The 26,463-nt window shown below is 63.6% G+C and carries 23 protein-coding genes and 1 pseudogene; 13 read left to right on the top strand and 11 right to left on the bottom strand.

What is annotated here, in order from left to right; genetic code table 11:
- Positions 1 to 3 precede the first annotated feature (3 nt).
- The 3 genes from ACM61V_RS10835 (at position 4) to uvrB (ending at position 4,190) form a co-directional block, all read left to right on the top strand.
- Entirely contained in the window at positions 4 to 1,071 is a 1,068-nt protein-coding gene (locus tag ACM61V_RS10835; RefSeq protein ID WP_249341461.1) for a phosphotransferase family protein, read from the top strand.
- A gap of 29 nt (positions 1,072 to 1,100) precedes the next feature.
- Positions 1,101 to 1,919 carry an arylamine N-acetyltransferase family protein gene (locus tag ACM61V_RS10830; protein WP_137786231.1) on the top strand — a complete coding sequence of 273 codons (819 nt, stop codon included), beginning with the start codon at positions 1,101 to 1,103 and terminating at the stop codon, positions 1,917 to 1,919.
- A 78-nt stretch (positions 1,920 to 1,997) separates the two neighbouring features.
- Positions 1,998 to 4,190 carry an excinuclease ABC subunit UvrB gene (gene uvrB, locus ACM61V_RS10825; RefSeq protein WP_137786057.1) on the top strand — a complete coding sequence of 731 codons (2,193 nt, stop codon included), beginning with the start codon at positions 1,998 to 2,000 and terminating at the stop codon, positions 4,188 to 4,190.
- Positions 4,191 to 4,239: 49 nt separating this feature from the next.
- Here uvrB and ACM61V_RS10820 read toward each other — a convergent pair whose 3' ends face one another.
- Both ACM61V_RS10820 and ACM61V_RS10815 read right to left on the bottom strand, forming a co-directional pair.
- A complete protein-coding gene (locus ACM61V_RS10820) occupies positions 4,240 to 4,377 on the bottom strand; it encodes a hypothetical protein (RefSeq protein ID WP_171007516.1) in 138 nt (45 codons plus the stop codon).
- Positions 4,378 to 4,381: 4 nt separating this feature from the next.
- The gene (locus tag ACM61V_RS10815) at positions 4,382 to 4,768 is read right to left on the bottom strand and encodes a PRC-barrel domain-containing protein (protein WP_137786056.1); all 387 of its coding nucleotides are present in this window, start codon (positions 4,766 to 4,768) and stop codon (positions 4,382 to 4,384) included.
- 91 nt (positions 4,769 to 4,859) lie between these two features.
- On the opposite strand from ACM61V_RS10815, the gene ACM61V_RS10810 reads away from it, so the two are divergent.
- From ACM61V_RS10810 to ACM61V_RS10780, 7 genes are all read left to right on the top strand, one after another.
- Positions 4,860 to 5,390 (top strand): hypothetical protein, encoded by a 531-nt coding sequence (locus tag ACM61V_RS10810; protein WP_137786055.1) that lies wholly within the window; start codon positions 4,860 to 4,862, stop codon positions 5,388 to 5,390.
- 448 nt (positions 5,391 to 5,838) lie between these two features.
- Positions 5,839 to 7,227: a M20/M25/M40 family metallo-hydrolase gene (locus tag ACM61V_RS10805; protein ID WP_137786054.1), complete on the top strand. Its 1,389-nt coding sequence runs from the start codon at positions 5,839 to 5,841 to the stop codon at positions 7,225 to 7,227.
- A gap of 82 nt (positions 7,228 to 7,309) precedes the next feature.
- Complete coding sequence (locus tag ACM61V_RS10800) at positions 7,310 to 7,795, top strand: asparaginase domain-containing protein (RefSeq protein WP_419713982.1); 486 nt, start codon at positions 7,310 to 7,312, stop codon at positions 7,793 to 7,795.
- A gap of 89 nt (positions 7,796 to 7,884) precedes the next feature.
- On the top strand, positions 7,885 to 9,243 hold the full coding sequence (locus tag ACM61V_RS10795; RefSeq protein WP_249341460.1) for a glycosyltransferase family 39 protein: 1,359 nt from the start codon (positions 7,885 to 7,887) through the stop codon (positions 9,241 to 9,243).
- Positions 9,244 to 9,329: 86 nt separating this feature from the next.
- Positions 9,330 to 12,647, top strand: coding sequence for a glycosyltransferase (locus ACM61V_RS10790; protein WP_419713981.1), 3,318 nt, complete (start codon positions 9,330 to 9,332; stop codon positions 12,645 to 12,647).
- Between the two features lie 58 nt (positions 12,648 to 12,705).
- Positions 12,706 to 14,136: an AMP nucleosidase gene (locus ACM61V_RS10785; RefSeq protein WP_171007515.1), complete on the top strand. Its 1,431-nt coding sequence runs from the start codon at positions 12,706 to 12,708 to the stop codon at positions 14,134 to 14,136.
- 61 nt (positions 14,137 to 14,197) lie between these two features.
- Positions 14,198 to 14,713, top strand: coding sequence for a hypothetical protein (locus ACM61V_RS10780; RefSeq protein WP_137786050.1), 516 nt, complete (start codon positions 14,198 to 14,200; stop codon positions 14,711 to 14,713).
- An 8-nt stretch (positions 14,714 to 14,721) separates the two neighbouring features.
- On the opposite strand, the gene ACM61V_RS10775 is transcribed toward ACM61V_RS10780, so the two are convergent.
- Entirely contained in the window at positions 14,722 to 15,477 is a 756-nt protein-coding gene (locus tag ACM61V_RS10775; protein ID WP_419714262.1) for an alpha/beta fold hydrolase, read from the bottom strand.
- Positions 15,478 to 15,625: 148 nt separating this feature from the next.
- Here ACM61V_RS10775 and ACM61V_RS10770 point away from each other — a divergent pair, with 148 nt between their 5' ends.
- Genes ACM61V_RS10770 through ACM61V_RS10760 form a run of 3 tightly spaced genes read left to right on the top strand, consistent with a single transcriptional unit; the run spans position 15,626 to position 18,712 of the window.
- The gene (locus tag ACM61V_RS10770; RefSeq protein WP_171007513.1) at positions 15,626 to 16,075 is read left to right on the top strand and encodes a MarR family winged helix-turn-helix transcriptional regulator; all 450 of its coding nucleotides are present in this window, start codon (positions 15,626 to 15,628) and stop codon (positions 16,073 to 16,075) included.
- Positions 16,068 to 17,144, top strand: coding sequence for an HlyD family secretion protein (locus ACM61V_RS10765; protein WP_137786047.1), 1,077 nt, complete (start codon positions 16,068 to 16,070; stop codon positions 17,142 to 17,144). The genes ACM61V_RS10770 and ACM61V_RS10765 overlap by 8 nt, the downstream gene beginning before the upstream one ends.
- On the top strand, positions 17,144 to 18,712 hold the full coding sequence (locus tag ACM61V_RS10760; protein WP_137786046.1) for a DHA2 family efflux MFS transporter permease subunit: 1,569 nt from the start codon (positions 17,144 to 17,146) through the stop codon (positions 18,710 to 18,712). The genes ACM61V_RS10765 and ACM61V_RS10760 overlap by 1 nt, the downstream gene beginning before the upstream one ends.
- Positions 18,713 to 18,721: 9 nt before the next feature.
- Here the strand turns inward: ACM61V_RS10760 and ACM61V_RS10755 are convergent, their stop codons facing one another.
- The 8 genes and pseudogenes from ACM61V_RS10755 to rpsP form a co-directional block, all read right to left on the bottom strand.
- Entirely contained in the window at positions 18,722 to 19,156 is a 435-nt protein-coding gene (locus ACM61V_RS10755) for a GFA family protein (RefSeq protein ID WP_137786045.1), read from the bottom strand.
- Positions 19,153 to 20,181: an aspartate-semialdehyde dehydrogenase gene (locus ACM61V_RS10750; RefSeq protein WP_137786044.1), complete on the bottom strand. Its 1,029-nt coding sequence runs from the start codon at positions 20,179 to 20,181 to the stop codon at positions 19,153 to 19,155. Before ACM61V_RS10750 ends, ACM61V_RS10755 begins: the two co-directional genes overlap by 4 nt.
- Before the next feature lie 165 nt (positions 20,182 to 20,346).
- Positions 20,347 to 22,572, bottom strand: coding sequence for a S9 family peptidase (locus ACM61V_RS10745; protein WP_137786043.1), 2,226 nt, complete (start codon positions 22,570 to 22,572; stop codon positions 20,347 to 20,349).
- 122 nt (positions 22,573 to 22,694) lie between these two features.
- Positions 22,695 to 23,078, bottom strand: a complete 384-nt coding sequence (gene rplS, locus ACM61V_RS10740; RefSeq protein ID WP_137786042.1) for a 50S ribosomal protein L19 — start codon at positions 23,076 to 23,078, stop codon at positions 22,695 to 22,697.
- A gap of 9 nt (positions 23,079 to 23,087) precedes the next feature.
- Positions 23,088 to 23,809 (bottom strand): annotated as a pseudogene (gene trmD / locus ACM61V_RS10735) (tRNA (guanosine(37)-N1)-methyltransferase TrmD); the annotation flags it as partial.
- A complete protein-coding gene (locus ACM61V_RS10730) occupies positions 23,806 to 25,341 on the bottom strand; it encodes a serine hydrolase domain-containing protein (protein ID WP_171007512.1) in 1,536 nt (511 codons plus the stop codon). The gene ACM61V_RS10730 and the pseudogene trmD, both read right to left, overlap by 4 nt.
- A 60-nt stretch (positions 25,342 to 25,401) precedes the next feature.
- On the bottom strand, positions 25,402 to 25,899 hold the full coding sequence (rimM, locus tag ACM61V_RS10725; protein WP_137786039.1) for a ribosome maturation factor RimM: 498 nt from the start codon (positions 25,897 to 25,899) through the stop codon (positions 25,402 to 25,404).
- A gap of 50 nt (positions 25,900 to 25,949) precedes the next feature.
- Entirely contained in the window at positions 25,950 to 26,441 is a 492-nt protein-coding gene (gene rpsP, locus ACM61V_RS10720) for a 30S ribosomal protein S16 (protein WP_137786038.1), read from the bottom strand.
- Positions 26,442 to 26,463: the final 22 nt, after the last annotated feature.

Genomic DNA, 26,463 nt, shown 5'->3' with positions numbered 1-26,463 from the left:
CCCGTGGCGCTGGCGCACGATCGCGAGGCATGGCGTGAGCTGATCGATCTGGACTCGCTCACCTGCTGGATGGATCGCAAGGGCCTTGGCGAAGGCGCGGCGATCGAGCGCGCTGAGCCGCTCGGTGGCGGCACGCAGAACGTGCTGCTACGCTTCGATCGCGATGGACGAAGCTATGTCCTGCGTCGCCCGCCGCGTCGCCCGCGACCGGAAAGCGACGAGGTGATGCGTCGCGAAATGAGGGTTCTCTCCGCTCTTGCCAGCTCAGCGGTTCCTCACCCCCGGTTCATCGCCGGAGAGGGTGATCCCGGGGTGCTAGGCACCGCATTCTATCTGATGGAGCCGATCGACGGCTTTAACCCGACCGTCGGCCTGCCGCCGCTTCACGCCAGCCATCCAGCGATGCGCAGACTGATGGGCGAAGCGATGGTCGATGCGGCGGTTGCGCTGTCGCGGATCGATCCCGAGCGTGTCGGCCTGTCCGGTCTCGGCAAGCTGGATGGCTGGGTGGAGCGGCAGACGCCGCGCTGGCGCGCGCAACTCGATGGCTATGCGGAATTCGAGGGATGGAGCGGGCTGGCTGTGCTGCCGGATGTGGAGCGGATTTGCGCGTGGCTCGATGCAAACCGGCCCAGCACAGTGCAGCCGGGGCTAATCCATGGCGATTTTCACCTCGCAAACGTGATGTTTCGCCCCGATGCACCTGAACTTGCTGCGATCGTCGATTGGGAGCTTGCGACACTCGGCGATCCGCTGCTCGATCTCGGCTGGCTGACGGCGACATGGCGCGATCCGGCAGAGGGCGAACAGCGCGTGGCGGTGACGCCGTGGGAGGGTTTTCCTTCGCTGGAGGAAATCGTTGAACGCTATCTCGCCGCCACCGGCCGGAGCGCGACGGACGCGCGCTGGTATGCCGTGCTCGCCTGCTTCAAGCTTGGTGCGATCCTGGAGGGGAGCCATGCCCGCGCCTGTGCCGGGCTAACGCCGAAGCCGATCGGCGATCAGCTTCACGCGCACACGATAGCGCTATTCGAGCGTGCACATCGGCGGATCGCAACGCCGATCGTGTGATTTCGACGGACGCTACCCTTATTCGCGCGATGTTCAATCTAGCTGCTTATCTCGCCCGCGTTGATCTGCCCGAAACGCCGGGTGCCGATGTCGATGGTCTCGCCGCCGTGCAGCGCGCTCAGCGCCTTGCTATCCCGTTCGAGAATCTCGACGTGATGCTTGGGCGCGGCATCGCGATCGACTCCGGTTCGGTGTTCGACAAGCTCGTCACGCGGGGGCGCGGCGGCTATTGTTTCGAGCAGAACCGTCTGCTCGGCGACGCACTAACCGCTCTGGGCTTCGCCTCCCGTCCGCTTCTCGCGCGGGTCTGGCTGGGTGTCAGCGAACCGCAGCCGCTCACTCATACGCTGACGCTGGTGTCGGTCGAGGGCGAGGAGTGGATCGCGGACGCCGGGTTCGGCGGAAGTTTCGCGCCGGTGATGCCGCTCGTCGATGGTGTCGAGACGGCCTCTCCGGATGGCGCACTGCATCGGCTGGAGCGCGACGGGGAGTTCGGGTGGATGCTGCTGCGACAGGGCATACCAGTCGGCGCGGACGGGCGCGCTGGTGGCGAGGGCTGGCAGCGGCAATATAGCTTTGATCTGCGTACGGTGTACGAGAATGACCTCGCGATCGGCAACCTCTGGGCCTCAACCGCGCCAGATAGCCGCTTCACCCAATCCGCAATTGTATCGCTTGTATTGCCGCGCGGTTTCGCCGCGCTGGCGGATCGCAACTATCGCCGATATTCGAGCGAGGGCGAGACCAGTGCCGAGATTATCGATCCGCGCGTCTATCGCATGCGCCTGAGCCTGATGTTCGGCCTTGACCTCAGTGTTGAGGAAATTGCCGCGCTCGGCTTGTTCTGACGCCTTATTTTAGGGTTCGTCCACGGCTTCTAGCGCCGCACCCTTTCGCCGGGCGCCTTGCCGGTCCATATAGTGAACATGGCGATCCAGATACGCACCAGCCTGGCCGAACCCGAAACCGGCGAGACATTCATCCCCCATCGCCCGCAGCGACCTGAAAAGGCGGAGGGCGGCCGGCCGTTCAAGCTGGTGAGCGATTATTCTCCGGCAGGCGATCAGCCCGTTGCAATCGCGGAACTGGTGGCGGCGGCATCGGCAGGAGAGCGCGATCAGGTGCTGCTCGGCGTTACCGGATCGGGCAAAACATTTACGATGGCGAAGGTGATCGAGGCGTTGCAGCGCCCCGCACTGATACTCGCGCCGAACAAGATCCTGGCCGCGCAGCTTTACGGTGAGTTCAAGAGCTTCTTCCCTGAAAACGCGGTCGAATATTTCGTCAGCTATTACGATTATTATCAACCAGAAGCTTATGTCCCGCGCTCCGACACTTATATCGAGAAGGAGTCGAGCGTGAACGAGGCGATCGATCGGATGCGCCATTCGGCCACGCGGTCGCTGCTGGAGCGGGATGATGTAATAATAGTTGCGTCTGTGTCCTGCCTTTACGGAATCGGATCGGTAGAGACCTATTCTGCGATGATCTTTGATCTGAAGAAGGGTCAGACGGTCGATCAGCGCGAGATCGTGCGCAAGCTTGTCGCGCTGCAATACAAGCGGAACGATGTCGCCTTCGCGCGCGGAAACTTCCGTGTGAAGGGCGACAATCTCGAAATTTTCCCTTCACACTACGAAGACAGCGCCTGGCGCATCTCTTTCTTTGGCGACGACATTGAGGAAATCGTCGAATTCGACCCGCTGACGGGAAGGAAGGTGGCAAGTCTCGATTACGTCCGCATCTACGCCAACTCCCACTATGTGACGCCCGGGCCGACACTCAAGCAGGCGACCGCGGCGATAAAGCATGAACTGAGCGAACGGCTTAAGGAGCTTGTTGGCGAGGGCCATTTGCTGGAGGCGCAGCGGCTGGAGCAGCGCACCAACTTTGACCTGGAGATGATCGCCGCGACCGGGAGCTGCGCGGGAATCGAGAATTATTCGCGCTTCCTCACCGGCCGTCTGCCGGGCGAGCCGCCCCCCACCTTGTTCGAATATCTGCCCGAGAACGCCCTGCTGTTCGTCGACGAAAGCCATCAGACAGTGCCGCAGATCGGCGCAATGGCGCGCGGGGACCATCGGCGGAAGATCACGCTTGCCGAGTATGGCTTTCGCCTTCCCTCCTGTATCGATAATCGACCGCTCCGCTTCAACGAGTGGGATGCGATGCGGCCGCAGACGGTCAGCGTCTCTGCAACTCCCGGCCATTGGGAAATGGAGCAGACTGGTGGCGTTTTCTCGGAACAGGTCATCAGACCAACGGGACTGATCGATCCACCGGTGGAAATCCGCCCGGTCGAAGAGCAGGTGCAGGATTGCATCGTCGAATGCCGAAAGGCTGCCGAGAGCGGATATCGAACGCTGGTCACGACGCTGACCAAGCGTATGGCCGAAGACCTGACGGAATATATGCACGAGGCGGGCGTAAAGGTCCGCTATATGCATTCTGACGTGGAGACATTGGAACGCATCGAATTGATCCGCGATCTACGGCTCGGCGTGTATGACGTGCTGGTCGGCATCAATCTGTTGCGCGAAGGGCTCGACATCCCGGAATGCGGCCTTGTCTGCATAATGGACGCCGACAAGGAAGGTTTCTTGCGCTCGGAAACCTCACTGATCCAGACGATCGGCCGCGCCGCCCGCAACGTGGATGGCCGCGTGATACTCTACGCCGACCGGATCACAGGCAGCATGGAGCGTGCGATGAACGAAACCGCGCGCCGCCGCGAGAAGCAGGAAGCGTATAACCTCGAGCACGGAATAACCCCTGCGACGGTGCGCAAGAGCATTGGCGATATAATCGCGCACGTAGCCTCGAAGGATCAGGTCACCGTCGATATCGACGATGAAAGGCCTCACATGGTTGGCCACAATCTGCGGTCTTATATTGAGGAGCTCGAGAATAAGATGCGCAAGGCCGCATCCGATTTGGAATTCGAGGAAGCTGGGCGCTTGCGCGACGAAATCCGCGCACTCGAACAGGAAGAGCTCGGATTGCCAGTCGGCGAACACAAAGCACCGGTCATGGGCCGGGCAAACGAAGGAAAGCCAGGCACGCGGAAGACGCGCTTCGGCCGGACTCAGCGAAAATTCGGAGGCGGCCGGGGCCGCTGATAGCCAATGGCGTCATCCCGGGGCGATTGCCGGAATGACGCCAAGGCGATTACTCTTCCTCGTCCGTGTCTCCGTTCTCTATCGTCTGCGGCGATTTTTTGGACGGATGATTTTCTGGAGAGTCGGGATCGACGATCAGCCCGTCCATCGCTTCCTCAAGCGCGGTTTTCTTTTTGAGATCGGTCATCGCGTCACATCACTCCACCAAGACCGAGATCCTCCCGGTCGACCCCATAATAGCCCGCAACCCGATCCGCATATGCCTGATCGAATGCCGGCGCGTTGTTCGCCCAACTTGGCCCGCCTTCCAGCATCCGCCGGTCGATCGTCACGACATACAGATCGCGCACGGGATCGAACTGGAGCAATGCGAACGGCAGTGCATAAAAGCTCTTGCCCATCCCCAGGAAGCCACCCAGGCTCAACACCGCATGAGTGACCCGGCCGCTGCGCTTGTGAACCATGAAGGCCGAAACGCTGCCGAGCTTGTCACCATCGCGACTTTCCAGTTTCAGCGACCCTGAAATATCCGCCTGCGCCAGTGCGAGCGTTGCCGCCTCCCCATGTGCCGTCTGCATTCGAGAAACTCCTGTTGGTCTGCGCTAAACCGTTACGCCCCTGCGTCGGTTCCAGTTGAGTAGCGCGGCCGCCTTGGCCATACCCGGCGCCATGCGATCACAGCCACTTGTCGCCGTTTCCGCCCTGGCGGTTCTTGCGCTCGCCTCTTGCGTCAGCGCGCCGCCAAAGCAGCCGCCGCTGGTGAATGCCCCGCCCCCGGCCTTGCCGCCGCTCAAGGCCCCGCCTCCACTGGCGAGCGACTGGAGCGACTGGCCGGTGACGCCTGGAACGTGGCGCTACGCAGCCGACAGTCGAGGTACGCGTGCCATGTTTGGTGACGATGGCGATGCGATGGTCGTGCTGCGCTGTGACCGAACGGAAAGACGGGTTTATCTGTCGCGCGCCGGGGCGATAACCGCGCCGCTGACGATTCGAACCAGCAGCGCCACTCGCGCGTTGGCCGTGCAGCCAACAGGTGGCGCGTTGCCATATGTCGCAGCGACCCTTGCGCCCAACGATTCGCTACTCGATGCGATTGCGTTCAGCCGCGGCCGCATCGCGATCGAACAGCAGAACGCACCCGTGCTCGTCGTGCCACCATATGCCGAGATCGATCGCGTTATAGAGGATTGCCGGGGCTGAGCGAGCCTTTGTGGCACCGGATAACGGCGAAGGATGATCGTCTAAAGAGGCCTGAAAAACAAGACTTGTTTATACCGCGAACAAGGCCAAGATAGCGTTCGTGGCTTGAACCACAAACGTCTTTAACCAGCGAAAGGAGGTGATCCGATGTCTCATGGTTCAGCAATGGGGTCGGTTCAGTTCGTTCGGGGGACGCGCTTCTAACACCGCCGGATCGCGCCGGAAGGTATTCTCCTTCAGTCAACGGCGTGATCCATAGGTGGAGGAGGCCCGCATGGTCTCCCGGGCTGGAACGTTCCGGCCGCTGACCATGTTTAGGGGTTGTCGGATGTCTCTTGAGGGACATTCGACAACCTCTTCTCATATCCGCTAAATTAGTAAGCTTGCAGCTTTCCCCCGGCGCAAAGCGACGTTAGCCTCCCGCCAGACAATTCATAAAGGGTGGGGCATGAACAAGTACGGATTCGCGGCAGCGCTTTCTCTCCTGCTGGCAAGCACCGCACAGGCGGCGTCGCCAACCGAAAGCGCGGCCGACAACGCGCTGGAGATCGCGAAACGCGCGATCGCCTTCCGCAGCGTTCAGGGCCCTGGCAATCAGACGCCACAGCTTGCCGCCTATTTGAAGCGATTGTTCGTCGAGGCCGGCTTCCCTGCGGCCGACGTGACGGTCGAGCCGGTCGGTGACACCGCTTATCTGCTGCTGCGCTGGCACGGCACCGATCCGAAGGCGAAGGCGCTTGCCATCTCCGGCCACATGGACGTGGTGGAGGCCAAGCCCAGTGACTGGCAACGTGATCCGTTCACCCCTGTGGTGGAGAACGGTTATCTCTTCGGGCGCGGCGCGACCGATATGAAGCTCGATCTCGCGCTGGTCACCGCCACCGTGATCGATATGAAGCGCGCCGGATACAAGCCGAGGCGCGATATCGTCCTGGCGTTCTCGGGCGATGAGGAAACGGCGATGAAAACGTCCGCGATCCTCGCGAGCAAGGCTAAGGGCAGCACGGAGATGGTGCTGAACATCGATGGCGGTGGCGGGATGCTGAGCGAAAGCGGCAAGGCAGAATATCTGTCGGTGAGCGCGGCCGAGAAAACCTATGCCGATTTCAAGCTGGAGGTGACCAATCCCGGCGGCCATTCTTCCGCCCCGCGCAAGGTAAACGCGATCAATGAACTTTCGGCAGCGCTGGTCCGGATCGGTGATTATCGCTTCACCCCACAGCTTTCGCCGATCACCAAAGGCTATTTTGAAGGCGTCGCGCCGCTGCAAACTTCCGAGATCGGCGCCGCTATGAAAGCTTTCGCCGCCAACCCTCAGGACAAGCGGGCGATCGAGACACTCGCCGGAAACCCCGCTTATGTCGGCCAGATCGGCACCACCTGCGTTTCGACGATGGTGTCGGGTGGTCATGCGCTCAATGCGCTGCCGCAGCGGGCGACGGCCAACATAAACTGCCGCATCTTCCCTGGGGTGAAGCCTGCGGCAGTGATGGCGGAACTGGAAAGGGTCGCTGCCGATCCAAGCGTCAAATTCAGCGACGTGACCGAAGGATCCAATCCTACCGATGCATCTCCGTTGCGGCCAGATCTTATGAACGCCGTCAAGAAGGCGCTCAGCCTCGCGCGACCCGGGGTGCCGGTGTTTCCCGCGATGTCTGCGGGCGCGAGCGATTCGATGCATTTTCGCGCAGCCGGTATTCCCAGCTACGGAATCAGCCCGGTTTTCATCAAGGAAAGCGATGATTTCAGCCACGGGCTGAACGAGCGCACGCCAATCGATAATGTCCCGCTTGCAATCACTTATTATCGATCGTTGCTGACCGACCTCAGCAAGTAGCGCCGGGATTGCGTCCGGCCGCTTCGCACTCGCGCTTCCGATGCGCGGGCGCTAGAGGCGACCGGAAGCGAAGGGTTATATGATGGCGGATATCTTGGTGCTCACCACCGGTGGCACGATCGACAAGCTCTATTTCGACGCGCTGAGCGAATATAAGATCGGCGACAGCGTCGTCGATCGCCTGCTCGCCATCGCGCGTGTGAAGAAGCCTTTTCGCGTGCAGGGCTTGATGCGAAAAGACAGTCTCGAGCTTGACGATGCGGACCGTGCGAGCATCGTCAAGGCGACCGCCGAGGCGCCGGAGAATCATATCATCATCACCCACGGCACCGACACGATGACCGAGACGGCGAAGGCACTGGCCGGCATCAAGGACAAAACGATCGTCCTCTTCGGCGCGCTCGCGCCGGCGCGTTTCGCGGAAAGCGACGCGACCTTCAACCTCGGCATGGCGTTCGCCACCGCGCAGATCGCGCCAGCCGGCGTGTGGATCGCGATGAACGGCACGATCTTCCCGGCCGATCGGGTGCGCAAGGATCGCGCTGCCAACGCCTTCGTCCCGGTGTGACCCCTATGCGTGACGCACGTTTGCGTCCGATCAGGATCGTTCTGTTTCTGCTTATCTGGGCAAGCTGCAGTTGGTTTGGCTCTTGGGAGATGAACACCAACAACGCGATCCGGCTTTATGCGACGCTGGCGATCGTCGAGCATGGCGAGGCGACCATCGATCAGTTCGATGCGGCAACAAGCGACAAAGCGAGGTTCGGCAGGCATCTGTATCTGGACAAGGCGCCGGGCACGTCGCTGATGGCACTTCCCGCCGTCGCGGCGATGCACGTGCTCTCGCCCGCGCGGAGCAGCGATTATCAGCTAGTCACCGGCAGTGGCGATTTCGCGCGCTTCATTCGCGTGCGCACTCGGCTGGCGGTCGCGACCGGGCCAGCGGTGCTGACCGCAATGGCTGCGGTCCTGCTATTCGATATCGCGCTTGGCATGACCGGCAGTCCCGCCGCCGCGCTGGCTGCAGCCGTCGCTTACGGCCTGGGAACGCCGGCCTGGGGATGGTCGACATCGATCCTCGGCCACGCTCCGCTCGCGGCGCTCTACATCGTCGCATTGTGGGCGGCGTTGCGCGCCACCACTGACGAGCCTACGCGGCGCTGGGCCGCATTCCTGCTCGGTCTCGCGCTTGGCTGGGCGGTGGTGATCGAATATCCTGCCGTGATCGCGGGAAGCGTCATTGCGCTATGGGCGGCATGGCGCGCGTGGCGCCGCCCGGATCGCAACACTATTCTCGGGCTCGCGGTTCTTGGTGGGCTGATCGGCATCTTGCCGCTATTCGCCTATAATCTTTTTGCGTTCGGCAACCCTTTTCAGCTCGGGTACGAGGGTGTCGTCGGGTTCGATGGCATGAGCCAGGGAGTGTTCGGTATCGGCTTTCCCGATCTCGGCGTCCTATGGCGCATCACGCTGGGTCAGCAGCGCGGGCTGTTCTGGTTCGCACCGGTTCTTCTGCTTGGGCTATGGGGCATCGCGCTTATGATGCGCGAACGGCGGACACGTGATCTCGGACTGGTGATACTGGCGGTGACGGCGATCACCCTGCTCGTGAACGCGGGCTATTTCTACTGGGACGGCGGCTATTCCACCGGCCCGCGCCATTCGGTGCCGATCGTTGGCGTGCTTTCGCTTGGTGTCGCGATGGCATGGACGAAGCGAGGTCACGGAGTCGGCCGTTATCTACCCGCGGAAATCATCATACTTTCGATCGGGATCAATGCGTGCCTCGCGGCGACTGACATCTACGGCAATCCAAGCGCGGCGTTCCAGTTGCGCGAGGTGGTCATTGTTCCGTTCATAAACGGGCAGTTGCGGAGCGTTGCGAGCGATTGGTGGGGCTGGTCGCCGGGCACGGGATTTATCCTCTGGCAAGTGATGGCGATCCCTGCCTTGTGCTGGCTCGTCATGGCATCGAGTCGCGCGGAAACCGCCGAAAATGACGTGACAAAAGCGTAATAACGCGCACACTGCACTCTTGCGGCACCGTGCTATATGGGCGCGACCCCGCCAGCATCGCAGCGGCGTGATCCGGGAAATGTGACGTGAATACTCCGATCTTCTATGATCCCAGCGGCCGACGCGGAACGCGCGCACGGCGATCGGTTGCCGCGCTGATCGCGCTGACTGTGCTGGTGGCGATCGCTTTTGCGTCAACGCTCGTTGTTGTTCCCTCAGGGCCCGAACTCCCGCTGCCGTTCGCACACCGGCAGGCAGAGCGCTTCAACCCCCACGCCATACCGGCGAAAACATCGACGCGATGGCTGCCGCGCCTCGTACGTACGCCAAAGTCGACGAAAGGCACCGGCGGGAAGCCGGTCACAATCGGCTTTTACGTTTCCGGCAACGACGGCAGCATCGCCTCACTCCAGCGCAACATCAACGCGCTGGACTGGGTCGTGCCGGCAGTGCTCACCACCGATGGCTCCGGCAAGCTTATACAAACGCGGGCGCCTCGGCTTGCTCAGGTAATAGCCGCCGCGCAGCGACCGCCGAAGCTGCTGCCGATGGTGCAGAACATCGTCAACGCGCAATGGGACGGAAAAGGCGTCGCGGCGATGCTGCAGAGCCGGGCGAAGCGCAAGGCGCTGATCCAGCAGCTCGTTACCTATGTTTCCGATCAGCACGCCGCCGGGCTGGTGATGGATTACGAGAACATGCCGGTCGAGGTGCTGCCCGCGTATGTTTCGTTCCTGGCGCAGTTGAACGCGGCGCTTCCGGAGGCGACGACGCTCGCCGTCACGGTGCCGGCAGGCGAGCCGGAATGGCGCCTCGCCAACTTCGCCCGCGTCGTCGATAACGTCATCCTGATGGCCTATGACGAACATTGGCAGAGCGGCAAGGCCGGGCCGATCGCGTCCCAGCCGTGGTTCGTACAAGTGGTCGAGGATGCGCTGCACCAGGTTGGTCATGACAAGCTGATCGTGGCGCTCGGCAGCTATGGTTACGACTGGCATGACAATGATGCCGACGCGACTTCCGTAGGCGAGGCGTGGCTCGCGGCGCGCAACGCGGGCACCAATGTCACCTTCGATCCGGCCAGTGGCAACGCCGGCTATGCATATATGCAGGACGGGACACAGCATCAGATCTGGATGCTGGATGCCGCAACAAGCTGGAACCAGCTCGTAGCGCTTCGCCAGCTCGGCATCGCGAACGTCGCGATGTGGCGCATCGGCAGCGAGGACCCGGGATTCTGGAACGCGCTGGCCGCGTTCCGGACCAAGCTGCCGAACAAGGTGCCGGTGCTCGACAAGCTTCAGGCAAACCTCGACGTCGATGTCGAGGGATCGGGCGAGATATTGCGCATTACCGCCTCCCCTACCGACGGCCAGCGCAAGATGGGCTATGACAAACACGGCATGATCCGGCGGGAGGAATATATCTCGCTCCCGACGCCCTATGTCGTGCAGCGTGCGGGCGCGATGCCGAAGAAAATCGCCCTGACCTTCGACGACGGGCCGGACGCGGACTGGACGCCGAAGATACTCGATATCCTGGAACGCGAGCATGTTCCCGCTACCTTTTTCGTGATTGGCGAGAATGCGCTGCAACATCCGCAGATATTGCGCCGGATCGTGGCGGGCGGATCGGAGATCGGAAACCATACCTATACCCACCCCAATCTCGCGCTGAGCGGCGAGCGCACGGTCGATCTCGAACTCAATACGACGCAGCGCCTCGTACAAGCCTATACCGGCCGATCGATGACGCTCTTCCGCGCGCCCTATTTCGGGGACGCAGAGCCTACCACCGCCGATGAGATCGGGCCGGCGCTGATCGCGCAAGAGCATGGCTATACGGTCGTCGGCCTCCACGTCGATCCAAACGACTGGCAGCGGCCGGGAACGCAGGCGATCGTCCAGCAGGTGCTCGAACAGGCCGATGCGGCGAGCCCGGATCGCTCGGCCAATGTCGTGCTGCTCCACGACGGCGGCGGCAACCGCGAGCAGACGATCGAGGCCCTGCCGCAGATCATCGACGGGCTGCGCGCCAGAGGATTCAGCTTCGTCACCGCCTCGCAACTGGTCGGCATTCCGCAATCGGTCGCGATGCCGGAGGTCAAGGGACGCGATCTGCTCGCCGTGCGAACCGATGTCGGCATCTTCATCGCGCTGGCGCTGGCGTCAGTGGCGCTGGCGTGGCTGTTCTACGTCGCGATCTTCCTCGGGATCGCGCGCGCGGTGATAATGGCGGGGCTGGCCTGGCTCCAGACGCGCCGCCGCCGCGCCGTGCCGCCCGATTTCCACCCCAGCGTCTCCGTTATCATCCCGGCGTATAACGAGGAGCGCGTGATCGTATCCTCCGTCAGACGCGTGCTTGCCAGCGATTATCCGGGAATCGAAGTGATCGTCGTCGATGACGGTTCGAAGGATCGTACCAGCGCGCTGGTGGCGGAATCGTTCGCCGATGATCCGCGCGTGACGCTGATGACGCTCGTGAACGGCGGCAAGGCGGCGGCGCTCAACCGCGCGCTCGCGCAGGCGAACAGCGAAGTGGTGATCGCGCTCGACGCCGATACGCAGTTCGAGCCTGAGACGATCGCCCGGCTCACCCGCTGGTTCGCCGATCCGGCGATCGGCGCGGTCGCGGGCGACGCGCGCGTGGGCAATCGCGTGAACCTCGTCACCCGCTGGCAGGCGATCGAATATATCACCGCGCAGAACCTGGAGCGCCGCGCGCTCGCCGGTTTCGATGCCATGACGGTGGTGCCGGGCGCAGTCGGCGCGTGGCGGCGCGCGGCGCTGGAATCGGTCGGCGGCTATCCCGAGAATACACTCGCCGAGGATCAGGATCTGACCATTGCTATCCAGCGCGCGGGCTGGCGCGTCTCCTATGATCCGCGCGCGGTGGCGTGGACCGAGGCGCCCGAGACCTTCCGCTCCCTCGCCAAGCAGCGTTATCGTTGGGCATTCGGCACGCTGCAATGCCTGTGGAAGCACCGCGGTGTCATTGCCAGCGGCAGGCCGAAGGGGTTGGCCCATGTCGGCCTGCCGCAGGCGTGGCTTTTCCAGATCGCGTTCGCCGCGATCTCGCCGCTGATCGACCTTGCGCTGATCGTCTCGATCCTCGGCACGATCATGCGCGTCGCACAGCACGGCTGGGCGCAGACGAGCGGTGATGTCGGCAAGATGGCTCTTTACTGGCTGTGCTTCACCACGATCGACGTGATCTGCGGCTGGATCGCCTACCGGCTCGACGGGCGAAAGGCGCGCTACCCGGCATTCCTGCTGGTGGCGCAGCGCCTCGTGTATCGCCAGATCATGTATTGGGTGGTGCTCCGCGCGATCAGTTCGGCGATTGGCGGCTGGGTGGTCGGCTGGGGCAAGCTGGAGCGATCCGGGCGCGTACAGGCGGCTTGAGCAACCCGCCAGCTGGCGTCGTCTTGCCACGGTAACGTCCACGCTTTATCCGCTCGTGATGATCGCATCAGAAATCGTCTCCGAGCTCGACCGGCTCTACACTGCTTCCGTCAGCCGGCTGCAGCAGGCCCTGACCCGGTATCTCACCGACGGCACGCCCCCCGCGCCGGAAGCGCGGCGGGACGGATCGTTCGCCTATCCCGAAATCCACCTGCGCTATCGCGGGCAGGACGACCGGCCTACCCCGCTGCGCTCGTTCGGCCGGCTGGTGACGCCGGGCGAATATCGCATCAGCGTGACCAAGCCCGCGATCTTCGCCGACTATCTCACCGAGCAGCTTACCTTGTTGCTCGAGGATTACGACGTCGATGTGCAGGCGGTCGCGGGGCGGACGGAAATCCCGTTCCCATATGTGCTCGATCCCGGCCACGCGCTGGGGCTGGACGAGGTTTCCGCCGCCGAGCTCGCGCGCTTCTTCCCGGCGACCGAACTGGCGCACATCGGCGACGAGATCGCGGACGGCCTGTGGACGGCATCGGACGAAACGCGCCCGCTGGCCCTGTTCGACGGGCTGCGCACCGATTTCAGCCTCGCGCGGCTGCGCCATTACACCGGCACCCCGCCGGAACATGTGCAGCGTTATGTGCTGTTCACCAACTACCACCGCTATGTCGACGAATTCGTCCGCTGGTCGGTAGCGCAGGTCGATGGCGATTCGCGCTTTACCGCGCTCTCCGGGCCGGGCGGCGTGATGTTCCGTCCCGGGGATGACCCCGCGATGCTTGACGACAGCGCGTGGCGGCGGCTCCAGATGCCGGCCTATCACCTGATCGCGCCGGATCGCAGCGGAATCACGCTTGTCAACATCGGCGTCGGCCCGTCGAACGCCAAGACGATCACTGATCACCTCGCGGTATTGCGCCCCGATGCGTGGCTGATGATCGGACATTGCGGAGGCCTGCGCCCGTCGCAGCGGATCGGCGATTACGTGCTCGCCCACGCATATCTGCGTGACGATCACGTGCTGGACGATGTGCTCCCGCCCGAAATCCCGGTGCCGGCGATCGCGGAGGTCCAGCTTGCGCTCGCCCATGCCGCCGCATCGGTTTCGGGGCAATCCGGCGAGGAGCTGAAGCGGCGGCTGCGGACCGGCACGATCGTCACCACCGACGACCGCAACTGGGAATTGCGCTACAGCCGCTCGGCCCTGCGCTTCTCGCTCAGCCGGGCAGTCGGGATCGATATGGAATCCGCCACGATCGCGGCGCAAGGTTATCGCTTCCGCGTGCCCTATGGCACGTTGCTGTGCGTATCCGACAAGCCCCTGCACGGCGAGCTGAAGCTGCCGGGGCAGGCCAACCGCTTCTACGAGCGCGCGATCAGCGAGCATATGCGGATCGGGATCGAAACCTGCGAAGAATTGCATCGCGAAGGCGCGCGGTTGCACAGCCGCAAGCTGCGGGCGTTCAACGAGCCGCCCTTCCGCTGACGCAACGAGCGGGGCGGCCGTGCGTTGATCGATCCACGAATTGATTTCAGGGAGAATGCGCATGGCCGACACGCCGGAAACAACCAAACCCGCCGCCGCTCCTCGTGCTGCGACGCCGCGGCGCGCGCCGCGCAAAACGAGCGCGCCGAAGCCGGCCGCCACGCCGACGTCGACGAAAGCGAAGCAAGCGCCGGCAACTGCTGCAAAACCGGCGGCCAAATCGATTACGAGATCGCGCGGCGAGGCAACGGGCGCTGGCGCAGCCAAAGCCGCCAGACCCGCCGCCAAGCCAAAGCCGAACGGCAAGACGGCGACGCCGAAAGCCCGCAAATCGAGTGGCGCCGGCCGCGACTCCAAGGGCGGCGAGAAGGCTGGCGGCAAATGGGGCACCGCCGCGATCGCCGGCAGCCTCGCCATGGTCGGTGCGGCGGCAACCGCGGCGCTCCTTTCCCTGCGCGGCTCAACCTCGAAGAAAGCGAATTCGAGCGGCGGCGCGCATAGCCCGGACGGGACCGACAGCTCAGCCTCGTTCCGCGCGGGGATCGCGGATGAGAATTCGATCCCTGACAAGGGCTGAGCGGAAAATCAGGCGGCGAGAAACCCGGCGATCGCGCGGCCAAGCTCCGGTTTGGTGACGGCGCTCATGTGGTTGCCGGGAATCTCGACGTACTTGGCGTCGGGCAAGGCATTGGCCAATGCTGCGGCGGACCCGTTATCATGATCGTCCACCCCGTTCACGCACAGCGCGGGCCAGGCGAACCCACTTACCACCTCGACTGGGGTGCTGACAAAAGTGTCAATGACATTGAGCAGCGCTATCGGATCGCCGCCGGTGGTTTTGAGAAACGCCTCCGCCATCCACTCGGCGCTTCCGCGCTGATGCTTGCCGAGGTTATTGAGAATGTTTCGGAAATGGTCTGCGCGCCGCTCGGCAGACGTAAGACCATCCAGCCCCATTCCAGCAAAGACGATCCGGCGCGGTGTGGCCCCCGTAGCAAGCATCCGTGAGGTGGTGCGCGCGCCGAGCGAATAGCCCCCGAGGTCGTAATCGGTAAGACCCAGGTGCGCGATCAGCGCATGCCCGTCTTTCGTCAACGCATCAGGCGGATAGGCGCCGATTTCGTGCGGCTTCGCGCTTTCGCCATGCGCCCTCAGATCCGGCATGATGACGCGAAAACCGCTCGCGGCGATCGCTGCCGCCTGGCCGTACCGGATCCAGTTGGTCTGGGCGTCGGAAAAATAGCCGTGGATCAGAACAACCGGCCGCCCCTCGCCCATCTCTCGCCATGCCAGGCGGACGCCATCGAAACTGTCGAAAAAGCGTGTCTCACTCGGGGGCATTTTCACCTGCTGATGGCCATCGATACATCGTCGCTTGATATTCGTCGCGGCGGCTGCAACGCAAGCCGGGCAAACAACGGCAGAAATATTGCCACTTTGTCATGATCCCGCGCTTCCATTATATAAGCATGCTTATTATATGCGAGGCATGACAGAGACATTCGGTTTCCTGCTCAGCGACACCTCTCGCCTGTTGCGCCGCCGTTTCGACGAGCGCGCGCGGACGCTCGGCGCAACCCGGACACAGTGGAAGGCGTTGCTGGGCATCAGTCGGCAGGAGGGCATCAATCAGGGCGGCCTTGCCGATATCCTTGAGGTGGAGCCAATAACATTGTGCCGGCTGATCGACCGGTTGGAGGAATCCGGCCTGGTCGAACGCCGCCGAGATCCAAACGATCGACGTGCCTGGCAATTGTTCCTGACGGACAAGGCCCATCCTGTTCTCGATGAGCTGCGCGGGCGCGGTGCGGAGCTTACCGCGCAGGCGCTGCGCGGCATCCCGGAAGAAACTATCGCGCAGCTTTCCGAGGTGCTGAACCGGATTCGCGAGAACCTTGCCGACGCACCGCAACCACAGAAAGGCGTCGCTCATGGCTGACGCAGACCCCAAACGCGCATTCGCGGCCGACAGCGAAATGTCGGTTCTTGCAAACCAGGATGTTCCGGCGAAGCGTCGCGGGTTGCCTCGGCTGGTGCTGATGCTCGGCATACCGCTGCTGATCGTCGCGATCGGCGGATATTTCTATCTCACGTCCGGCCGGTATATTTCCACCGACAATGCCTATGTTCGGCAGGACATGATATCGATCAGCCCGGACGTATCCGGCCGTATCGTCGAGGTCGACGTGCGCGAGAACCAGCCGGTGAAGGCCGGCGATATCCTGTTCCGCATCGATCCCGAGCCCTATCGTATCGCGCTGGCGCAAGCGGATGCCGATCTGGCTACCGCGCGGGTGCAGGTTTCCACGATGGCGACCGATACCGGCAGCGCAGCCGCCGATATCCAGAATGCCCGTGCCGAACTGACGCTGGCGCAGGCGACGTACGGACGGCAGGCGGCGTTGATGAAGCAGGGCTTCACCACACGCGCGGCATTCGACGCCGCTACACAGGGCGTGGCGGCGGCGAAGGCGAAACTGGCGACGGCCGATGCGGCGGCGGCGCGCGCGCGCCAGCAACTCGGCTCCGGCGGGGGATCGGGTCAGCCGGCCGCGATCCAGGTCGCGCTCGCGAAACGCGAGAAGGCGGCATATGATCTCGAGCGGAGCGTTGTTCGCGCGCCGAAGAGCGGCGTCGTGAGCCAGACGGGGCGTTTGCAGGTCGGCAATATCACCCCCTCCGGTGTTCCGGCGCTGAGCCTGGTCGTCAGTCAGCAGGCATGGGTCGAGGCGAATTTCAAGGAAACCGATCTGAACCATATGCGCGTCGGCCAGCCGGCCGAGCTGTCGTTCGATGCCTATCCCGGCCTCAAGGTGAAGGGCCGGGTGCAGTCGATCGGCGCCGGCACCGGGAGCGAGTTTTCGGTGCTGCCGGCGCAGAATGCGACCGGCAACTGGGTGAAGGTGACACAGCGCGTACCGGTACGGATCGCGATCGATGGAAAACCGCCGCGCGCGATGATCGCCGGGCTTTCCACTGACGTGAAGATCGACACGAAGGATCGCTGATGGCGTCCGCCGCCGCTCCGGCCGGAAACCCGCCGATCGCCACCCCGCCCGGTCAGCCGCTGTTGCCCGTCAGGCATCGCGGTATCCTGACCATCGGCGTGATGGGGGCGATGATCATGCAGATCCTCGACACTACCATCGCCAATGTCGCGCTGCCGCATATGGAAACCAGCCTCGGCGCGACTGCCGATACGGTCACCTGGGTATTGACGAGCTACATCGTCGCCACCGCGATCGCGCTGCCAGCGACCGGCTGGCTTTCCGACCGATTGGGCAGCCGCAATCTGTTCCTGATCGCGGTCGGCGGGTTCATCCTCGCCTCGATGGCATGCGGCACCGCCGTGAGCCTGGAGGAAATGGTGGTATTCCGCATCCTGCAGGGGATCTTCGCCGCCTTCATCAACCCGCTGTCGCAAACGTCCATGCTTGATATCAATTCGCCGGAAAATGCGGCGAAGGCGATGAGCGTCTGGGGAATGGGCGTGATGGTAGGGCCGATCATGGGCCCGGTGATCGGCGGTTGGCTAACCGAAAGCTACAACTGGCGCTGGGTATTTTACGTCAACGTGCCGGTTGGCGCGGTGACGTTCGGAATATTGTGGTTCCTGCTGCCGTCGCGCCCGCGCGCGCATCGCTCGTTCGACTGGCTCGGGTTTCTCTTTATCGGTATCGCCGTCGCCTCGTTCCAGCTCATGCTCGATCGCGGCCAGGACCGGGACTGGTTTTCGAGCTGGGAAATCGTGGCCGAAGGCATGATCGCCGCTGCGTTCGCGTGGATGGGTATCGTTCATCTCGCCACTGCGAAGAAGCCGCTGTTCGACCGGCATCTCTTCGGCAATCGCAATCTGGTCACCGGCATGTTCTTCATGGTGGTGATCGGCGTTTCGACAATGGCGCCGATGGCGCTGCTGCCGCCGATGCTCCAGCAGCTTTTCGGCTATCCCGTGATCGACACGGGGCTGATGATGGCGCCGCGCGGCGTGGGCGTGCTCTTCACCATGTGGCTCGCGGGGCGGCTGATGGGTCGGGTCGATACCCGCCTGGTAATCATGTTCGGGCTGGGGATATTCGCGCTCTCGCTGCGCCAGATGGCCGGCTATTCCCTGCAGATGGATTTTTGGCCTGTCGTCATTTCGGGATTTATCCAGGGCCTTGGCATGGGGCTGGTGTTCATGCCGATGAACGCGCTGGCATTCGCCACGCTCGACAATCGTTACCGTACCGATGGCGCAAGTCTGCTGAACCTGATGCGCTCGATCGGCCAGTCCGCCGGCATTTCGATGGTGACGGTTATGCTCGCCCGCAATATCCAGGTGAGCCACGCCGATCTCGTCCAGCATGTGACGCAGGACAAGATGCCCGCAATCAACCTGAGCGAGATCGACCAGTTGGGCAGCCTTGGCGACAGTGTGTTCGCGTTCGCAGATGCGATGATAAACAAGCAGGCAGCGATGATCGCCTATATCGACGATTTCTATCTCATGAGCTGGATCAGCATTGCCGCCATTCCGCTCGTGCTGCTGCTCAAGAAGCCCAAGGGCCGGCTTGAGGTGATCCATTCCGAATAAGGTGTCGCCTCAGCCGGTGAGCGCGGCCATGAACTCGGCGGGCGGCGCCATCTCCGGCCATTGCGGAACGTCGCCGGGCAACGTCACCCAGGCCTGTCGATAATGCGTGAAGATGTGCGCGCGACACTCCAGCTCCTCGGAGCGATCGAGTGTGCCGGCGCGAACCACCGCGACACCGGGCCGGCGCGTGTTGGTATTATAAATCCGCGAATGGCAGGTGCCGCAAAAGCGCTGGATCGAGGTCCGGTCCTCGGTCGTGATCTCGTGAACAACGATCGGCCCAGCGACGTGCAAACCGGATTCGGGAACGAGCGCCTGCAGGCTGAAAGCGCTGCCTGACGCACGCTGACAGATATGACAATGGCAGGCATAGACCGGCGGCAGCGCATCGAGCGCGAGCTCGTAGCGGCAGGCGCCGCAGCGACAGCCGCCAGTGATCGTCATCCCGCCTTCTTCAGATGCCGACGGCCGAGCAATTCGGCGATCTGCACCGCGTTCAACGCCGCGCCCTTGCGCAGGTTATCGCTGACGCACCAAAGCGACAGTCCGTTATCCACGGTGGAATCCTCACGTACGCGGCTGATGAAAGTCGCGTAGTCACCAACGCACTCGATCGGCGTAACGTACCCGCCATCCTCGCGCTTGTCGATCAGCATCACTCCCGGCGCCTCACGCAGGATATTCTGTGCCTCGACAGCGGAAATCTCGTTCGCGAACTCGATGTTGATCGCCTCCGAATGGCCGACGAACACCGGCACGCGTACGCACGTCGCCGTCACCTTGATCTTCGGATCCAAAATCTTCTTTGTCTCCGCGACCATCTTCCACTCTTCCTTGGTCGAGCCATCGTCGAGGAAGCTGTCGATGTGTGGAATCACGTTGAACGCGATCTGCTTGGTGAATTTCTTCGGCTCGGCCGGATCGCCCACGAAGATGTTGCGGCTCTGCTCGAACAGCTCGTCCATCCCCGCCTTGCCCGCGCCGGACACCGACTGATAAGTCGCGACCACGACGCGCTTGATCGTCGCGGCATCATGCAGCGGCTTCAGCGCGACGACCATCTGCGCAGTCGAGCAGTTGGGATTGGCGATGATGTTCTTGCGGGTGTAGCCGTCGATCGCCTGCGGATTTACCTCAGGCACGATCAGCGGCACGTCCGGGTCCATGCGGTAGAGCGACGAATTGTCGATCACCGTGCACCCTGCCGCGGCGAACTTCGGCGCATATATCCTGGTGGCGTCGCTGCCGATAGCGAACAGCGCCATATCCCAGCCAGCGGGATCGAAATGCTCGATATTCTGGACTTTCAGCTTGCGGCCGGTCTCGCCGAAATCGACCTGATCGCCGGTGGAGCGTGCACTGGCGACGACCGCGATCTCGTCCGCCGGGAATTCGCGCTCGGCGAGGATGTTCAGCATCTCGCGCCCGACATTGCCCGTCGCACCCGCAACCACCACCCGATAACCCATGACTCACTCCTTGTTGCAGCGCGGCACTACAGTGATTGCGCGCGCGCCAGCAACCTTATTCTAATCGTGCGTGCTGGCCTGCCAGGTGGCGTGTGCGCAGCAATGAACGCGCGCGAGATGATCGACGATCGCGTCCGATTCCTGCGATATCGCATCGCGCCGCCGTTATCGCGCCGGCTTGTTCTTCACCTCGCGGTCGAGGAATTCGAGCAGCGTCGTCCACGGATGGATGTCCCGGACCGCGCCGTGCGTCTTTCCCGGATAGAGCATCATCTCGAACTTCATGTCCGCCGCCTGCAGCTTCGCGGCCAGTGCGGTGGTGTTATCCAGGAACACGTTGTCGTCCGCCATGCCATGCATGATCAGCAATGGATCGCGGATCTTCGTCGCATCCGGCAGCGCGCTCGACGCGGCATAGGCGGCGGCGTCCTTCGTTGGATCGCCCATGTATCGCTCGGTGTAATGCGTATCGTAGAGCGCCCAGTCTGTAACCGGAGCGCCAGCCACGGCCGCAGCATAGACGCCCGGATTCTTCTCCAGCATCTTCAAAGACATATAGCCGCCATAAGACCAGCCATAAGTGGCGATCTTCTGAGCATCGACGAACGGCAAAGTTTTGAGATAGCGCGCCCCGGCCAGCTGGTCCGCAACCTCCACGCTGCCCATCGCGTGCCAGATCGCATCCTCGAACTTCTTGCCGCGATTGGGCGAGCCGCGATTATCGAGCTGGAAGACGATCCAGCCCTGTTGCGCGAGATATTGCAGCAGTGGCGGGCTCCAGGCGCGCGAGACGGTCTGGCTGTGCGGCCCGCCATAATGCTGGAAAAACACAGGATATTTTTTGCCTGGTTCGAGCGTCGGCGCGATCATCTTCCAGTAGAGTGTCGTTCCGTCATCGGCCTTCAGCGTGCCGAATTCGGTCGGTCGCTGCGCCGCAAGATAAGGGGCATAGGGGTGCGCGCCGCCGACCGCATTCTCGTTGATCCATGACAACCGCTTGCCCGTCGCGTCGGCAAGATAGGTTTGCGGCGGCTGGCCCGCGTTGGAGCGCGTGATGATGAAGCGCGAGGCGGCCCCGTCGGCACTGGCGCTGTTCCACCAGCCGGCCTGCGTGAGGCGTGTGATCGCATGCGTCCGGGTATCGAGCGCGTAGAGGTGCTGTTCCAGCACGCCATCGCGATTGCCGGTGAAGAAGATCCGCCCGGAAGCGTCGTCCACCCCGACCAGCCCGGTCACCACCCAGTCGCCGCTGGTGAGCCGCGTCCATTTGCCCGCTTTCCAAAGATAGAGATGCGCAAAGCCGCTGCGTTCGGACAGCCAGATCAGGCCGCCGTCCGGCATCGCGCGATAGGCGCTGGACAAGTTGACCCAGCTCTTTGCGCCAGCCTTTTCGCTGAACATCACTGTCGCCTTGCCTGTCGCCGGATCGACGCGAAGCATATCGAGCGTGCGCTGATCGCGGCTCTGGCGCTGTACGAGCAGTGCCGAGCCGTCCGGCGTCCAGTCCACGCGCGCGAGATAGATGTCGGGATCGCGCCCGAGATCAACTTTCACCCGCCCCGATCCGTCGGCGCGCATTATCCACAGTTCGACGAGCACATTCGGCGTGCCGGCGGCGGGATAGCGTTGCTGGACGATGCTGGTGCCAGCCGCTCCGATCGCGGCGCGGGTAAAGATCCTCACCGGCTGCTCGTCAAAGCGTTCGACCGCGATGTGGCGTTCGTCGGGCGACCACCAATAGCCGGCGCGCCGGTTCATCTCCTCCTGCGCGACAAACTCCGCCTCGCCGAAATGGACGGTACCCCCGCCCCGGCTGGTCAGCGCACGCGCCGCGCCGCCGGCGAGCGGCTGCACCCACAGGTTCTGATCGCGCACGAAGCTCAGGAAAGCGCCGCGTGGCGAGATCAGCGGATTGAGCGCTCCCGCCGTTCCCTCGATCCGGCGAGCGCTGCCATCCAGGCCAGCCAGGAACAACTCGCCATCGATCGGCACGAGCAGCGAGCGCCCGTCCGGCGCCCAGTCATAATCGAGAATGCCGGTCTTGCCGGTCTTGCTGCGATCACGCTCGCGCTGCATCTTCTCCGCCTCGGAGAGCGCCGCGCCGCTGCCCACCTTGCGGGAATCCACCAGCATCCGTTCCGTGCCCGTGCGCGTGTCGATCGCCCACAGGTCATAACGGGTTCGCTCGTCCGGGCGGTTGCGGACCATTGTGAGCAGGTCGCCTTGAGGGGAGAGCCGCAGCGCCTGGGGCTGAGCGCCGGCCAGATCGGGGCTGCCGAAAACGCGCTCCAGCGTGAGCGGCCCGCCTGAGGCAATCGTCTCAGCCACGGCCGAGGACGCCAGCGCGGCAGCGGAACAGGCAAGGGCAATCGCAAGCGGCCATGCGCGCATATCTTTCTCCGTTGAAGAAACGGCGAAAGCGCGATGCAGGCGAAAACACAAGGCCGGAAAACGAGAAAGAGGCGCGGACGGCATCCCGTCCGCGCCCCTGACGCATCAGCGATAAGTGGAAATCACTCCGCCGCAGCGGCCTGACGGTTGTCGCGACGCTCGGCGATACGCGCCGCCTTACCGGTGCGACCACGCAGGTAATACAGCTTGGCACGACGGACCGCGCCCTTGCGTACCACCTCGATCGAATCGATGTTCGGCGAATACAGCGGGAAAACGCGCTCCACGCCCTCACCGAACGAAAGCTTGCGCACGGTGAAGCTGGAACCCATGCCCTTGTTCGAGCGCGCGATGCACACGCCCTCGTAATTCTGGACACGGGCGCGATCGCCCTCGATCACCTTCACACCGACCTTCAGCGTATCGCCAGGGCGGAATTCGGGGATCGCGCGCTTCGCGGTCAGCTTTTCGATCTGCTCGGCTTCGAGCTGCTGGATCAGATTCATCTGAAACGTCCTCAATCGTCGCCGCGCGCCAGAGGGCGGCCGACCCGAACGCCAGTGTGACGTTCCCAAAGGTCCGGCCGCCTTAGCCGTGTGTCATCCTCCGCCCGTCGTTTCCGCCAGGCGGCGATCTTCGCATGATCCCCCGATCGCAGCACTTCGGGGATCCTGCGCCCTTCCCATTCATAAGGTCGGGTATAATGCGGATATTCGAGTAGGCCGCTTTCGAAGCTTTCCTCGTCCCCGCTTGAAGCGGCGCCCATTACGCCGGGAAGCAGCCGAACGCAAGCATCGAGAAGAACGAGCGCCCCCATCTCCCCGCCGGACAGCACGTAATCGCCGATCGCGACCTGCTCGATCGGCCGCGCCTCGAACAAGCGCTCGTCAAATCCCTCGAATCGGCCGCAGAGGATCACCGCGCCCGGCCCGGCGGCGAGCGCGCGTACGCGTGCCTGGGTTAGCGGCGCGCCGCGCGGCGTCATCGCCAGAACGGGGCGCTCGTCCGCGACATGATCGAGCGCGCGCGCCACCACGTCCGCGCGGAGCACCATGCCCGCGCCGCCCCCGGCCGGTGTGTCGTCCACCGACTTGTGCCGGTCGGTCGCGAAATCACGGATGTTGACCGCATTCAGCGACCAGCGCCCCTCGCCCAGCGCGCGCCCGGCCAGCGATTGGCCCAGCGGCCCGGGAAACATCTCCGGATAGAGCGTCAGGACGGTTGCATCGAAGGTCATGGCGCGGGCTTGAACTCCAGCACCTGAAGGCTCAGCGCCGGGGTCGGCGCGCGCTGGACGCGGCCCGCCACCGCGCCATTCGCGCAGGCCCACACGAATGTACCCTCCATCGCGGAGAGCGGCGCGATCGGCTCGTTCATCGCGCAGGCGCCGACTGTGGCTTTCAACGCCGCGATATCGGCGCGGCGACGCGCGAGATCGCGATCGAGCGGCACGTTCACGGCAAGCGGTGCACTGGCCGGATCGCCGCTGCGCCAGCTCGCCTTGGCCGCATCGTAGGCACGGGCGAGACCGGCGGAAACCTGCAACGGTCGATCGCTCGCCAGCCCGGCCGCGCGTAGCGTCATCAGCGCCTGAAACGCCGGTTGGACGGGCGAAGCGTAGGTGCGGTTGGCGAAGGCGAACACGCCCACCCCCGCTTCCGGCAAAAGCGCAACCACGGATCCATATCCCGGATACCCGCCGGTGTGAGTCAGAACCTTTCCGAGATCGCAGTCGGCGACATTGAACCAGCCTTTGCCATAAGCCCAGGATTGCCGGCACGGCGCGCCGAGAAAAGGCGGGCGCTCACGCGTCTCGACGAAATTCGCGCCCTCGACAATCTGCCGCACCGTGCCGCGCTTTACCGGGCCGGTATCCGTATCGTCCCGCGCCGGCCACGCGGACAGCAGAAACGCAACCCAGCGCCAATAGTCTCGCGCGCTGGTCTGCACCCCGCCCATCGCGCCGAACGCGCCGTCTGCCATGTCGGGCTCGCGCACCCAGCCCCCTTGTCCCGCTGCGTCCTGTTGCCAACGATAGCCAAGCGCCCGTCCCCGCTGCGGCATGTTGATGACGTCATAGCCGGTGGATTTCATCTCCAGCGGCGCCATAATCTCGCGCTGGATGTAGCGCTCGTAAGGCATACCCGAGACGTTCGAGACGATCCGGCCAAGCGTGGCATAGCCGAAATTGGAATATTCCATCTTCAGGCCGGGCGCGCGCGCGAACGGCACACCGGCTTTCAGCATTGAGGTGAACGCCTGAGCGGAAAGCGGCTGTTGGCGGTCGCCCCAGGGATTATCCTCGACGAAGCCGGCGGTGTGGTGGAGCAGATCTGCGACGGTGATGCGCGGCGAATCCTTGGTCGGATAGCGCCAGCCGGCCATCTGCGGCACGTAACGCTCCGCCGGCGCGTCCAGCGACAGCTTGCCTGCATCGCGCAGCTTGAGGATCGCGAGCGCGGTGAACGCCTTTGACATCGAGGCAATACGGAAGCTGCTGTCCGCCGTCACCGGCACACCGCTGGCCACATCCTGTACGCCGAGGCCGCGAACCACGACGAGGCGGCCATCCCTGACAACCCCGAACACCAGCCCCGGCACATGCGCGTTCTTCATCCACGTGTCGAAATAAGCGGTCAGTTGCGGCCCGATCGCATCGATCGCGCCGGGAGTCGCTACTTTCGCCGCCTGGTTTGCGGGCCGTTCCTGCGCGGTCACTACGGCAGCGCTGGTCACAAGAGCGAGCGCAGCTATCGAACGGCGAATCATCAGCAGGAACTCCGTTGGGCGGCGCATCTGATCGCGCGCCGCCGCGACGGCGGCAATGGCCTAGCTTTCGACGAAGGCCGGGGCGATGATCAGGCGTTCATGATCCCATTCGGGCACCGCGTCCACACGCATCGGCACCATGAAGCGCTTGCCGTTGTCGCGCTCGATCTCGATAACGTCGCCGGCACCGAAATTCTCGATCGCGATCACATGGCCTAGAGCCTCGCCGCCAGCGGAAACCGCCGCAAGGCCGATCAGGTCGCAGTGATAATATTCGCCCTCGCCGAGCGGCGGGAGCGCCGAACGCGGCACGGACAATTCCGTGCCGCGGAGCGCCTCCGCGCGGTTGCGGTCATTCACCTCGGCGAAGCGGGCGATCGCCCCATTCGAGCCGTGCCGCAGGGATTTCAGCGTCAGCGTGCCGCCGTTGAATGCCCGGTGCGCATCCAGATCGTCGGCGAATACCTTTAGCCGCACTTCTCCCGAAATTCCGTGCGCGCCGATGATGACGGCGAGCACGACATCAGGCTCCGATACGGTTTTCGGTTTCTCGCTCATCTTGCTGGCCGGACGGATCGCGACGAGACCGCCGCGATCCGTTGCAGGGCTTACTGCTCGGACGTCGCGTCGGCGACCTGCGCGGCCTCTGCGGTCGGCTCCTCGGTGGCAGCCTCGACCTCTGCCGCGACCACGCCCTCGGCCTCAGCCGCCGTCTCTTCCTGAGCGGGTGCCGCGGCCGCCTCGGCCGCCGCTTCTTCCGCCGCCTTCAGCTTCTCGGCACGCTCCTCGGCGCGCTCCTTGGCCTTCTCGCCCGGCTCGGCCTTGTTCGGGTTGTTGCGCGCCGCGCGCTCACGCACGCCAGCCGCATCGAGGAACCGCGCCACCCGGTCGGTCGGCTGCGCGCCGACGCCCAGCCAATGCTTCGCGCGCTCGGCGTCGAGCACGACGCGCTTCTCGTCTTCCTTCCCGAGCAGCGGGTTATAATTACCGATCTTCTCGATGAACTTGCCGTCACGCGGGCTGCGCGCATCGGCAACAACGATGCGGTAATACGGACGCTTCTTGGAGCCGCCACGCGACAGGCGAATGCTGAGAGCCATTGGTACTTCTTCCTTCCAACTA

Origin of the sequence: Sphingomonas sp. TX0543 (genome assembly GCF_048565505.1) — a bacterium.
Lineage (GTDB): Bacteria > Pseudomonadota > Alphaproteobacteria > Sphingomonadales > Sphingomonadaceae > Sphingomonas.
The sequence above is the reverse complement of the archived record's forward strand: the minus strand, read 5'-3'. Positions and strand labels throughout refer to the sequence as shown.